Genomic DNA, 13,104 nt, shown 5'->3' with positions numbered 1-13,104 from the left:
CTATGGATCGAGCGAAAAGTCAAACAATTGTTCTATTTCCTCAAGCTGAGCAAGCAGATCCCGCTCCCCGTCGTAGTTCAGATAGACCACCCTGCCATCCCGGGCCAGGAAGAGACGCTGGCCGGGGAAATCGTTGTCCACGGCCAGTACCGCCCGGTCAAAGCCGGGCAGTTCCAGCTGGGTGACGCGATATTCCTCCGGAAAATAGTTGTGCTGCGTATAGCGGCAGACCAGCTCGTCCAGCAGGGGAGCGGTCAGGCAGGGGAAGGAGAGGCGGTACCAGCGCAGATCCAGTCCACAGGCGTGCGACCCGTCGGGCTCCGACATGCGCTGGTATACCTCATATTGTTCCGGAGCCAGCAAAGACCAGGAGAAACGGATGTAGTTATTGTAGTCTGTCCCATCCTGGAGCGCGATAACGACCGGCTCCAGGGCGTCGTTTCCCTCCAGGGCCGGAAGCGAAAGCAGGGGAAAGGGCCGCTCCTGTCCGGCGATCCCGCCCTCCCAGCGCAGCGCGGCGTAGGCCCACAGGCTGGCAAAGGACAGCGCCAGCAGCACCAGGGAGCAGAGCAGCGTGACGGCCGTGATCCGCGCCCCCCGCCGCCAGCTTCCCTTACGGCGGAGGGCGGCGCCCTGCCGAAGCCGCCGCTTGAAGCGGAAGAATCCGGCAAAGGCCCGGACGGTGAGGCTCAGGGAGAGAAGCTCCATGACCACGGGCAGCAGATTCCCGGCCAGGGGGCTTTCGATCAAGCTGAGTACGGGCCAATCAAAAAAGCAGTACGGCAGGACTACCGCGGCCAGAAAAAGCAGGGTAACGGCCAGCAGCATGGCGCAGTACCGGAGCATGGAGCGGGCGGCCTGATCCAGGCCATAGCTGCGTACCACCGGGTCGGTGTGCAGCTCCGGCGCGTCCGGGTCGGCGGCGGCATAAAGGACGAACCACTTCTCCGCCCGGCCCAGACAGGCCCAGCCCTGCTGGCGCAGATAGATCTGGCTCTCCGCGGTATGGAAGCTTCCGGCCGGTTCCATCCGGTAGCGGACCGGGGCGGGCGCACCGCGGCGGAAGGTGATGCATACCGGCCCGGCATGGTCGTAGAACAGCCCCCGCAGGGCCATGTCCTCCAGCCAGTCTTCAAACCGATCCAGATCGGCATAGTCGATCAGCGGCAGTCTGCGTACCGTGTCCTTCATAGAGCGCCCTCCTCTTCTGCGTCTGCGATGCAGGCGCGCAGCCGCGCCAACTCCTCCTCATAGCGCCGCCGGCCTGCCTCCGTCAGCTGATAGGTGCGTTTGCGGCCCTCCACCGCGGTTTCCTGGAGAAAGCCCTCCTCCTCGAATTTTGCCAGAATGGTGTATAGGGTCCCCGGGCCCAGGCGCACCCGGTCCCGGGTGCGCAGGCGCACCCATTCCGCGATCTCTGTGCCGCACCGCGCCTGGCGCAGAAAGGACATGAGCGCGTAGAACATACTCTCCGTCAGGTTTTCCAGCGCTTTTTTCCCCATGAGGCCCCTCCAATATCGAAATACGATATCGCTTAACGATATTGTAATGGCGGGACGCGGTCTTGTCAAGGGGAACTTCCGGCCGGCTCTGCTCCGGCGCCGGAGCAGAGCCGGAAACCGACAAAGCGCCCCCGACCGGCGGCCGGGGGCGCTCAAGCGTGTCAATCAAGCGGAAGGGCAGCGTTCCAAAAAGCGGCGGGGGCCGCTGACGGCCGGAATGCCTCTGATTCAGGTTTCGCTGCTCAGATGCTTCTTGCCGGCCCAGATCTGGGCCTCGCCGTGGATGATGTAGCGGGAGACCACCTTGTACACCAGGAAGGTCACGATGGAGTTGGCGCCCGCCTTGATGAGGTTGAAGGGGGCGATGGCGGGGAAGAGCAGGGTGTCCACATAGGCGCGGTTGGCGGCTACGGCGGCGGAGTCCGCGAGGTCCGGGGTGATGAACAAGGGGGTGAGGAAGTGGTTGAACACCAGCATGGCGCCGGTCATGGCCAAGGTGCCGCACGCCAGGGCCAGCACCGCGCCCCGGCGCGTGTGACGGAATTTATAGATGCACCCGGCCGCCAGCACCAGCGTGGAGGTGGCAAAGATATGCATGGCGATCCCCATCACGCCGCTCTGAGCGCTGACGGTGAAGCCCTGGATCAGGCTGGCCACTACGGTAAGGGCGATACCGGCCAGAGGGCCGTAGGCAAAGGTACCGATGAGGATGGGGATATCGGCGGGATCATACTCCAGGAACGGGACCACGGCAAAAATGGGGAAGTGGATCAGCCAGACCAGAACGATGGACAGGGCCACCAGCATGGCCATGACGGCCAGCTTTTTGATGCGTGCAGAGCGCTCCTTCATAAATGCGGCCTCCTTCGGATCAGACTTTCCCGTGCAGCAGGGGAGAGAGGGGCTTATAGATCAGCAGGCAGAGGGCCACATCCAAAAGGCCCTTGAGCAGGGTGAAGGGGGCGTTGAAGGTGACCAGACACTCCAGCAGGCCGTTGGCGGAGGGCCGGATGGCCCGGTACAGCTCCAGAATGGCGTCGATGGGCATGAAGTTGGTGTAGATGGGGTAAGTGATGTAGTAATTCAGAGGAATGGACAAAAGCCCCATGACGACGGCCCCTACGATGGCCCCCAGCAGGGCGCCCTTTCGGGATTTCAGCTTTTGATAGACCAGGCCGGCCGGGAGGATAAAGCAGGCGCCCAGCAGGAAATTGCACAGTTCTCCGGCGCCGCCGGTGGTGGTGATGAGCAGATGAAGCAGGTTCTTGACCAGACAGACCACCACGCCGTAGACCGGCCCAAGAGCAAAGGCGGCCAGAAGGGCGGGCAGCTCGGACACATCCATCTTAACGAAGGACGGCATAAAGGGCACCGCGAAGTCCAGGAACATCAGTACGAAAGCGATGGCGGAGAGCATGGCGGTGACAGTGAGGGCGCGCACGCGGGTGCGCCGGCCGGTGCGGATGCTGCCGGCGGTCGTGGTGTTGGGATCGGACATAAAAAACACTCCTTTTTTCGATGGTAACTCCTGAAAGCTTCCTGACCTTCAGGTGTTAAAATCGAAACTAGGAGGTGCGTAATTTCAACACATCTTCTTTCATCCAGACTTCGCGCCTGCGTATGCGCGTCACTGTCGGTCCCGGAGTCACACCGGGTCTGCCGTTTCCGGCTCGCGGACTGTACCGCCGATCGGGATTTTCACCCTGCCCTGAAGACATTCGATTCAGTTGTTCCGCTTTTATTATAACGCCTTCTGGCCAAAATGCAACCCCCAAAAGAGAAAAAACAAATGTTCGATAAAATGTTGACTTCGCGGCCGGGATATAATAAAATGAAACCAACAAAAGCGGATGGAGGAGCAGGGAATGGACAGAGCGCGTACCTGCTGTTTTACCGGGCACCGCCCGGAAAAGCTGCCCTGGCGGAACAACGAGGCGGACCCGCGCTGTATCGCGCTGAAAGAGCGGCTGGACAAGGCGCTGGAGGCGGCCTATCACAAGGGGATGCGCCATTTTCTGTGCGGTATGGCCCAGGGGGCGGATTTTTATTTCTGCGAGGCCGCCCTGGCCCTGCGGGCGCGGCGCGGCGGCGTAAGCGTGGAGGCGGTGATCCCCTGCGAGGAGCAGGCCGCCCGCTGGGGGGAGCGGGACCGGCAGCGGTATTTCTCCCTGGTGGAGCGCTGCGACGGAGAAACCATGGTCCAGCGGCAGTATGACCGGGGCTGCATGCTCCGCCGCAACCGGTACATGGTGGATCACTCCGCGCTGCTCATCGCCGTCTACGACGGCATGCTGGGCGGCACCATGTATACCCTGTCTTATGCCATGAAGCAGGGGCTGGAGATCGTTACGCTGGAGATCGGGGGCTAGGGCGGGCGCGCGCGGTGCGCCCGCCCTGTTTTTGCAAAAGCGGAAACAGGACTTGACAAGGAACTTCTGCAATTGTAGAATAGAACTATAACTTCTGCAAATGCAAAAGGAGCGTGCCTGGGATGAAGGAGAACCGCCGTCTGCCGGAGTCGGAACTGGACATTATGCTGGTGGTGTGGAACGCCGGGGGAGGGGTGAGCGCCCCTGCCATTCTGGAGGGGCTGGAGCGCCCCCTCACCGCCAGCGCTCTGCACAGCTACCTCAAGCGGCTGGAGGAGAAGGGCTTTCTGGCCTGTGAAAAGACGGGAAAGGTCAATTCTTACCGCCCGCTGGTCTCCCGGAGGGAGTATGAGCGGCGGGAGGGCATGAGTGTGCTGTCCAAGCTGTACGCCGGCTCCCTCAAGCGCTTTGCCGCCGCGCTTTATGACGGCGGGGCCTTATCGCCCGGAGATGTGGAGGAGCTGAAGGACTATCTGGATCATTTGAAGGAGGAATGAGCATGGAGGCTCTGTTTCTGCGGGTGGCCGTCCTGTCCCTGACCGGTTCGGCCGTATTGCTGCCCCTGCTGCTGCTCTCTGGCCGTATCCATCACCGTTACGCGGCCAAAACCTGCTACTTCCTCTGGCTGCTGCTGGCCCTGCGGCTGCTTTTGCCCTTCCAGTTCCCGCTGCCCCAGCCCGCCGTGACGGTGGAGACGCCCGTGTATCCGGTGAGCCTGCCCGCCTCCGCCGTGACGGCGGACACCCATATGACGGGACCCGGGGCGGGCGGGAGCGCCGGTAACCCGGCGGCTCCGGAGCCCGTCCCGCAGGAGAGGAGCACGGTCCGGCAGGTCTCCCTGACAGCGCTCGGCGCCTGGGTCTGGGCGGCGGGCACGGCGGGGTTCCTGCTCTGGCAGGCCGTCTCCTATGCGGTTGCCCGCCGCAGCCTGCTCCGCCGGTCGCTGGAGGCCGGCGGAGCGGCGGAGTCCCTGCTGGAGTCCCTGCGGGCGGAGCTGGGCGTAACGGGCCGGGCGGCTCTGCGCCGGGCGACCGGGCTGCCCACCCCCATGATGCTGGGCCTGGTGCGGCCGGTGATCCTGCTGCCCGGCCGGGAGATGGAGCCGGAGCAGCTGGACGTGGTACTGCGGCACGAGCTGGTGCATCTGCGCCGGCGGGACGTGGCGTATAAGGCCCTGCTGCTGCTGACCAACGCCGTGCACTGGTTCAATCCCCTGGTGTGGTGGATGGTGCGGGAGGCGTCCCGCAATTTGGAGCTGTGCTGCGACGATGAGGTGGTACGCGCCAAAGACGCCGGCTTCCGCCGCCGCTATGGCGAGATATTGCTCCATACCGCCGCCGGGTGCCGGGCTCCGGCCCTGTCCACCTATTTCGGCGGTGGCAAGAAACTGCTCAAGGGGCGGCTGGCCAACTTGTTCCAGAAAAAGAAAAACAGCGCGGCAGCGGTGTGCGTCGTCCTGGCGCTCGCCCTGCCGGCGGGCTCGCTGGTGGCCTGCGAGAGCGCGGCGCCGCTGAACGCGTTTGAAGCCGTGCAGGCATTGGAGGACAGCATCGCCTTTGAAAACGGAACGATGAGCTTTACCATTCCAAAGGGTTACGCCAAGGCGGAGCAGTGGAACATCCATATCGCGGGCCGGGCGGAGACGGAACAGCTGGGCGGCCTGAGCCTGCATTATTTCGAAGGCGAGCCATGGCAGGCGGGGAAGCGCTATACCCTGGACATCGCGCCCGAACAGTGGGCGGACATCACCGAGCTGACCCTGGAAGCCTATCTGCCCGACCCGGAAGCACGGAACGGCGTACGGGAGGGCCGTGTCGATCTCCTGAGTATTGTCCGGGGGGCCTCCAGCCTCTACGTGAACGACACCTACGGCTTTACGCTTCAGCTTCCCGAGGACTGGGCGGGGAACTATACCGTGACGGAGTCTGAAGGCATGCTTACGTTCTGCCAGCGGCATCATGGCTTCCATTCCGGCGAATTCTTTTCCCTGCTGATCGACGATGCGCAGGAATTCCGCGCCCGCTATCCGGGGATGAGTGATGAGGAGATCATGAACGGCTGGCCCGGGCAGATGCTCATTCTGGGGGAGGGCGGCGGAAGGATCTTTTTCCTTAGCTTTGCTTCCGATGGGAATGTGGACCTGAATCATGAGTCCGTCAAGTCCGAGTATGAAGCTATGGACGCACAGGCCCGCGCCCTGACGGCCGATGCGTTTACCTACACCGGCGCCGCCGTGCGGCGGGGCGCAGTCTACACCAACAGCACCTACGGCTTTACCGTCCGCTTTCCGGACGGCTGGGCGGGCAGGGTGGAGGTGGCGGAGGACGACGGGGCCGACCTGATGACGATTTACCAGAGCTCCGCCCGCCGGGCAGACGACCCGACCGCGGGCGTGCTGGCAAATCTGTGCGTGGTCACCCGGGCGGGATTTGACGAACTGTACGGTGACAAGGATCTGGACGGGATGTATGAAACCGGCGGCCCCCGGATCACAGTGCTGGGGGAGGCGGGCGGCCGGCTGGTCTATCTCCATGTGGACCCGCTGCCGGAGGAGCGCTCCGGCCTGGACCCGGACTATGTGCGCCTGCACGATGAGGCGGAAGCCATCACCGCCGACGCGTTTGCCCTAGCTGGCGCACAGAACGCAGTCTATACCAACAGCGGCTGCGGCTTTTCGATCCGGCTGCCGGAATGCTGGGGAGTCTATGGCGCGGTGGGGGAGGACCCCGACACGGGGGCGGTCCTTTTTTACAGCGCGGCGCTGGGCATGGATCAGGGTACCGTCGCCGGACTTTTGGTGGAGGAGGCGCCGCTGGAGGAATACCCCGCCCGCGTACACTACCTTGGAGGCCGGGATGGCTGCCACGTCTACCTCTCCTTCTATCAGACCATGCCCCGTAATCTCATGGAGGGCAGCGCCGAGGACAAGGCGTGGTTTGAGTTGCTCTATGACGCGCTGGAGAATCTGCCGGGCAGCGCGCTGATCTTCTCCCGCGATGCGGAGCCGGCGGCCTCTTCCGGAATCAAGCTGCGCTACACAAGCGCGCTCTACGGCTTTACGCTGGATCAGCCGCCGGAGTGGGCGGACCGGGTAGAGGTGCAGGAGTTCCTGGGCCTGCCCGTCTTCCGGATGAAGGACGCGGGCAAATGGGGCGGCGTGCTGCTCACGCTCGCCTGGATGGAGAGCGCAGACTATGATGAGGATACTGCGCCCGTGCCCATGTACTTCCTGGCGGAACAGGACGGGATCACCCTGTATGCCTATCCCGCTACCGACGTGCAGTTTGACCCGGAGCGGGATCAGGAGCGCTACCGGGCGCTGGAAGAGGGTATTCCGGCGCTGCTGGACAGCTTTGCAAAGCAGGACGGCGTGACCTGGCCCCGCCTGGCGGGCTACGGAGTTCTTGCCGGCGCGGACGAGGGCGGGGTGACGCTGAATCTGGTGGAGCAGAAGAGCTGGTTTGAATTCACAGACCCGGAACAGGACGACACCCGGATGAGCGTCGCTCCGGACGCGGCGGTGGGCGTGATCGGGGCGGACGGGTCTGTCGGCGGCGCACAGATTTCCTATGCCGAATTTCTGTCCGGCCGGGCGGATTATCTGGGCGCGGTCTTTCAAATTTACACGGTGGACGGCGTCGTTGTGGGCCTGAACCAGCAGGGGGAGGCCGTGCTGCGGAGTGAAGATGGAATATGACTATGAATATTATGTGGTATAGTGGTCAAAATAGAAAAAGGGCTTGCCGGAACCGGAACTGCTTTTAAACAAACTGCCGTTTCTGTCTGGAGTTTGGACAGGATTCGCGTTTTGTCTATTTCCCTTTTCTGAAATCGGCGTTATAGTATCGACGAACGGATGGTATTGTTATGCCATGAAAGGGGAAGAAAACGTTATGAAGATTCCTGATAGTATCAAGCGTTACGGTCTGACCAAGGTGTTCGATTATCTGGACAAGGATCCCATGAACAACATGAACAAGGTGATGGATCTGGTCAATAAGTTTGCCGGAGACACCCTGGCGCCCCAGCGCGCGATGTTCGACAAGGTCATCAGCGATCCCGAGTCCTGCTGGTATCAGCTTATCGAGAAGGTCTGGACCCAGACCGATCCCGACGTGCTGAAGACGATCTTCACCAACTTCTTTATCAACGCCAACCTGGTGGGCTGGCCCAAGCAGGAGGAGCTGCGCAAGAAATACAACTGCAATATTCCCTGGGCCATCCTGCTGGACCCCACCTCTGCCTGCAACCTGCACTGCACCGGCTGCTGGGCGGCGGAGTACGGCAATAAGCTCAATTTGACCTTTGACGAGATCGACTCCATCATCACCCAGGGCAAGGAGCTTGGCATCTATCTGTACATTTACACCGGCGGCGAGCCCCTGGTGCGCAAGAAGGACATCATCGCGCTGTGTGAGAAGCACAGCGACGCCGCGTTCCTGTCCTTCACCAACGCCACCCTCATCGACGAGGAGTTCTGCCAGGATATGCTGCGGGTGAAGAACTTCGTCCCCGCCATCAGCCTGGAGGGCTTCGAAGAGGCCAACGACAGCCGCCGCGGCGAGGGCGTGTATCAGAAGGTCACGAACGCGATGGCCCTGCTGAAGAGCCATCGCCTGCCCTTCGGCATCTCCACCTGCTATACCAGCGTCAACTATAAGGACATCACCAGCGAGGAGTTCTACAACAAGATCATTGATCTGGGCGCGTACTTTATCTGGTTCTTCCACTACATGCCCGTGGGCAACGACGCCGCTCCCGAGCTGATGCCCAAGCCCGAGCAGCGGACCGAGGTCTACCGCCGGATCCGGGAGATGCGCTCCAGGAAGGGCATCTTTGCCATGGACTTCCAGAACGACGCGGAATACGTGGGCGGATGCATCGCCGGCGGCCGGCGCTATCTGCATATCAACGCCAACGGCGATGTGGACCCCTGTGTCTTCATCCACTATTCCGACTCCAACATTCGGGAGAAGTCCCTGCTGGAGTGCCTGCAGTCCCCGCTGTTTATGGCCTATCATGACGGCCAGCCCTTCAACGACAACATGCTGCGCCCCTGCCCCATGCTGGAGAACCCTGAGAAGATCCGCAAGATCATCAACGAGACCGGCGCCCATTCCACCGACCCCCAGTCTCCCGAGACGGTGGAGCATCTGACCGACAAGACCATCCCCTATGCCGAGAATTGGACTCCCGTGGCGGAGAAGCTTTGGGAGGAGTCTCACCCCTCCTGCTCTTCCTGCGGCTGCGGCTGCAGCGGCTGCGGCGAGTAATGGAACAGAACAAGCGGGAAGCCCCCGGACCAACGGTCCGGGGGCTTCCCGCATTCAGCTTATCGAAAAATTCCTCCGCAGGAGGACAACGCAGAATTCCGTCGTCATCTCCGCGCCAATAGCCGCCCTGCGGGCGGTTGCGCTCTGAAACGCGCCTACGGGCATAGGCAGACGACGGAACAAAATCAGAATCCATCCGTTCCGGGGACACTGAGTTCCCCCGGGGCGGCACAGCCGCCCCGGCCTACGCTAAAAATGGGGCTGTTGACAAAGTCCCTTATCGAAAAAGCAAATAGGTTTTTCTTGCTTGTTTGTTGTTATTTACTGTAAAATATATGCTATTTGATAAACTTTTTGCAAGGCCGTATTTTTGAAAACAGACTTTGTCAACAGCTCCAAAATGTGCCAGTGGCACATTTTCGCACGCTGCGGACTTGAAAATGACGCTTCTCAGGACGGGCAGGGCGACTTTCCTGCAAGAATCGAGCTCTGTCCGTCCGGCATTCCTTGACACTGCCGTGACGCGATGATCCTTCTGCTCATCCTTCTGCCGCCGGATCGGATAAAAAGCATTACGCCGGACCGCGGGTCTGAATTCGCGCTGTACCGGGAGCTCTCCGCAGCAGCCGGAACGGTTCCCTTTTATTTTGCGGACCCGCACGCCCCCTGGCAGTGCGGCGCGAACGAGAAGACCAGCGGCCTCATCAGAAAATGCCTGCCCAAGGGATCCGATATGGGCCCGGCTTCAGACAAGCAGATCGACAGCTTTATTACCTTGCTAAACCTCCGTACGCGAAAATGCCTTGCCTGACGCTCCCCCTTTGAAGCCTTTGGGGGCCCTGTTGCACTTGACCTGACAATTCGCCATAAGACACTTTTGGCAGTGTATCAGCATTATTTGATTTTTCTGTGCAGTTATTATATGATATCTTTGTACAATTATTTTCCAAGGGGGAAATAACCATGAAGGTAAGAACTCTGCCCCTTTGTATCCCAAATAGTTCAAAGAAAGATAAGGGTGTGAATCAGCAATACAAGAGAAGGCAACCTAAGAAGATTTTTGCAGCCAATAATATGCGAAGGAGACTGTTACTAGCCGTTTCTTTGCTTGTATTTATGTCTGCTACTGCCCTTTCCATTATAAATTACCTTCGCTTTGCTTCAAACTACACAGAGCAATCCGCCGCAAATGTTCAGGAACTTGTTGAACAAGTGTCCATGAATGTAGAAAATTGCCTTGATGGACTTGGGCAATTGTGTTTGACCCCTTATTATAATAGCACTGTTATGGCATGGTTAGATTGTACACCCTCCTCTGAACAAGAGGCGTTGGAAAAGAGGAGGGAAATCGAAAACTACTTGCAACAAGTCATGATTTCGCCGAGAAAAGATATTATGAGAGTTTATATTCTTGCAGACTCTATTTACTCAAGTGCAAGAACTGGACGGAGCGGTATTACAGGTGCTTACTACAACGAACAGTGGTATCATGATGCTTTATCAACCAGCGAGTATGTTTTTCTGCCCGTAACTCCTGATCCAGGTAATACGACATCTTCCCGGATAGTTGTTTCTGTCGCAAATCAGATCTATAGCCTCCAGGATAACAAAAAATCCTTGGGCGTAATTCGTATTGATGCAAATTATAATAGCATAAAAGCAATATGCGATCGTGTCACTGTAAACGAGTACGGGGCCCTCATGATCATTGATTCTAATGGAAATATAGTATATATCAATTCAAAACTTTCTCCCGATATTAACATAGAGCAGATTCATGGGGCTATACAAGAAAATGATTTTTGCGTACGGAAGTTTAGCGGGACAGACTATATCATCAATTCACACTCTGTCGCTCCTGTTGGATGGCAGATTGTAGCAATAAACGCAAAAGCCGAAATCACAAAAGAAGCCCAAGAGACCCTGCTTTTTAATATGATTTTTGCTGTTGTGATGGCCGGAATTGGCGTGTTGATTTCTGTTTTTTTTATCAGCAGATCCTTAAGCCCCCTTTATGATACAATAAACGTGATGGAAAAGGTAGAAGCTGGTGATTTAAACGTTCGCGCCAATGTGAAATGTACGGAAGAAATTGCATATTTGAATGGTACATTTAACCGCATGCTAACCAAGATTCAGGAAATGATGCTCCAAGAAAAACAACTGACCAAGGAAATCTATGAGGCGAAGTACCTGCAAAAAGAGGCGCAGTTGGAGGCATTACAGCGGCAAATCCAGCCGCACTTTCTCTTTAATACCCTTGGCACAATCAGCATACTGGCAAAGTGCGGGCGAATATCTGATGTAATACAAGGAATAGATCAACTTGCCACACTTTTACGCGGTGTTGTCAATGCTGGGAAGGAAATATCTCTTGAAGCGGAATTAAAAATAACCGAAAGTTACTTACATTTGCAGCAACTGCGTCATGATGCGCTCCTTTATGATATACGTGCTGATGGTGTGGACTTAAATTATCCTCTTCCTGCGCTTACCATACAACCAATTGTTGAAAATGCCATAACGCATGGCTACGGGTTACTTTCTCAAAATGCATTCATTCAAATTGATATGTGGTATGAGGGCAATATGCTTATCATATCTGTCTATGATAATGGAGCTGGTATAGATCCTCAGGTTTTATCTCAACTTCAGCAACGGCTGAAGGATGAGGGTCAAAGATCAGGTGCCGATCTCAGCGGTATTGGACTGGTTAATATTCAAGCTCGAATACGCCATAGGTTCGGATCTGCTTATGGTATTCATGTTCAATCAGAGGCTGACGGGGGTACTACAGTGACGCTGCTTCTTCCAAGGGAGTGATATCAATGTTAACTGCGCTAATTGTTGAAGATGAATCCTTGATGCGTGAATATCTAATGATGAACTTGAATAACATTCACAACCAATGGGTTGCGGCTGCTTGCGCTCGGGATGGTATAGAGGCGACGGCTTTACTAAATGAACAACATTTTGACTTGGTAATCACAGACATAAAAATGCCTCGTATGGGAGGCCTGGAATTAGCGACCCACATCAGCAGCAATATTCCAAACACAGATATTATCCTTTTGACCGGATATGATGAATTTAACTTTGCTCGTACTGCTATCCGTATTGGCGTGGCTGATTACCTCTTGAAGCCCCTACGAGATGGAGAATTACATAGCATTCTTGACCGTCTGGCATCTAAACGCAACAACAGCGATATGAATGGGGACTTAACAAAAAACATTACGTTACAGTCCCAGGCCGCAGTTAAATCAGATGTAGTTGCTGGGAATCCCAATATTCTGATTCAACGAGTGAGGAACTATATTGAGCGGCATTACTGTGAGCAAATCTCACTCAGCGAGGTCGCTGATCTGATGGATGTTAATCCAACCTATTTAAGCAGCATTTTTGAATCGGAACAAGGAGAATCCTATTCAAAGTATGTCTTACGGCTACGAATAGAGCGTGCCGCTCTTCTTCTGCGCACCCACCCCGTAGGGAACATAAGCGATATAGCGACTGATGTAGGGTATCTTTCTGCAAAACATTTTATATCCGTATTTAAGAAGTACTATGGAATGACCCCTTCCGAATTTCGTTCTCGATTTGCCGCAAGTGGAACTATTGAACCGAATTCAAAGAATCAGAAGCCTTGTTGCTAAGCTGTCAAAATTTTATCTAAGTGCGGATGCTTTCTTAACAGGCTGCATCTGTAAAATGAACGTAGACACTCACAAAAGTGTGAGTGTCTACGTTTTTCATGGATAAGGGGGTGCGGACAAAAAGCTGGACTAGAAAGGGGCCTCTGCAGGAGGTAGTAAACATTGCTCACGTATGAGGATAAGGTAAAATAAGTTGCGCAAATATAAAAGAGGATAAAAAGAGACATGGTTTGCAGAACTCTGGTAGAATGAAGTTGCGACACACCATTCTGAAAGGAGTCTGTAAACCATGTCCGAGAAAATT

Annotated in this window: 11 protein-coding genes and 1 riboswitch; of the genes, 7 read left to right on the top strand and 4 right to left on the bottom strand. The window is 56.8% G+C overall.

The annotated features are described in order from the left end of the window. The 4 genes from NE547_RS10560 to NE547_RS10545 form a co-directional block, all read right to left on the bottom strand. Complete coding sequence (locus NE547_RS10560) at nt 1-1,191, bottom strand: DUF2812 domain-containing protein (RefSeq protein ID WP_256175859.1); 1,191 nt, start codon at nt 1,189-1,191, stop codon at nt 1-3. After that, nucleotides 1,188-1,502 carry a PadR family transcriptional regulator gene (locus tag NE547_RS10555; protein WP_256175858.1) on the bottom strand — a complete coding sequence of 105 codons (315 nt, stop codon included), beginning with the start codon at nt 1,500-1,502 and terminating at the stop codon, nt 1,188-1,190. The genes NE547_RS10560 and NE547_RS10555 overlap by 4 nt, the downstream gene beginning before the upstream one ends. Nucleotides 1,503-1,730: 228 nt before the next feature. Further along, nucleotides 1,731-2,354: an ECF transporter S component gene (locus tag NE547_RS10550; protein WP_186907791.1), complete on the bottom strand. Its 624-nt coding sequence runs from the start codon at nt 2,352-2,354 to the stop codon at nt 1,731-1,733. Nucleotides 2,355-2,373: 19 nt separating this feature from the next. After that, nucleotides 2,374-3,000 carry an ECF transporter S component gene (locus NE547_RS10545; protein WP_186907790.1) on the bottom strand — a complete coding sequence of 209 codons (627 nt, stop codon included), beginning with the start codon at nt 2,998-3,000 and terminating at the stop codon, nt 2,374-2,376. 87 nt (nt 3,001-3,087) lie between these two features. After that, nucleotides 3,088-3,222, bottom strand: a riboswitch (FMN riboswitch). A 145-nt stretch (nt 3,223-3,367) separates the two neighbouring features. Here NE547_RS10545 and NE547_RS10540 point away from each other — a divergent pair. The 7 genes from NE547_RS10540 to NE547_RS10515 all read left to right on the top strand — a co-directional run bounded on the left by NE547_RS10540 (nt 3,368) and on the right by NE547_RS10515 (nt 12,800). Next, entirely contained in the window at nt 3,368-3,871 is a 504-nt protein-coding gene (locus NE547_RS10540; protein WP_186907789.1) for an SLOG family protein, read from the top strand. 122 nt (nt 3,872-3,993) lie between these two features. Further along, nucleotides 3,994-4,368 carry a BlaI/MecI/CopY family transcriptional regulator gene (locus NE547_RS10535; RefSeq protein WP_186907788.1) on the top strand — a complete coding sequence of 125 codons (375 nt, stop codon included), beginning with the start codon at nt 3,994-3,996 and terminating at the stop codon, nt 4,366-4,368. Nucleotides 4,369-4,370: 2 nt separating this feature from the next. Beyond that, nucleotides 4,371-7,568, top strand: a complete 3,198-nt coding sequence (locus tag NE547_RS10530; protein WP_256175857.1) for a M56 family metallopeptidase — start codon at nt 4,371-4,373, stop codon at nt 7,566-7,568. A 196-nt stretch (nt 7,569-7,764) separates the two neighbouring features. Next, on the top strand, nt 7,765-9,144 hold the full coding sequence (locus NE547_RS10525) for a radical SAM protein (protein WP_256175856.1): 1,380 nt from the start codon (nt 7,765-7,767) through the stop codon (nt 9,142-9,144). Nucleotides 9,145-9,670: 526 nt separating this feature from the next. Further along, entirely contained in the window at nt 9,671-9,955 is a 285-nt protein-coding gene (locus NE547_RS18635) for an IS30 family transposase (protein ID WP_370866843.1), read from the top strand. Nucleotides 9,956-10,107: 152 nt separating this feature from the next. Then, nucleotides 10,108-11,967, top strand: a complete 1,860-nt coding sequence (locus NE547_RS10520) for a sensor histidine kinase (protein WP_256175855.1) — start codon at nt 10,108-10,110, stop codon at nt 11,965-11,967. A gap of 5 nt (nt 11,968-11,972) precedes the next feature. Next, nucleotides 11,973-12,800: a response regulator gene (locus tag NE547_RS10515; protein WP_186909070.1), complete on the top strand. Its 828-nt coding sequence runs from the start codon at nt 11,973-11,975 to the stop codon at nt 12,798-12,800. Nucleotides 12,801-13,104 lie beyond the last annotated feature (304 nt).

Source organism: Flavonifractor sp. DFI.6.63, assembly GCF_024462255.1.
Classification (GTDB): Bacteria; Bacillota; Clostridia; order Oscillospirales; family Oscillospiraceae; genus Lawsonibacter_A; species Lawsonibacter_A hominis.
The sequence above is the reverse complement of the archived record's forward strand: the minus strand, read 5'-3'. Positions and strand labels throughout refer to the sequence as shown.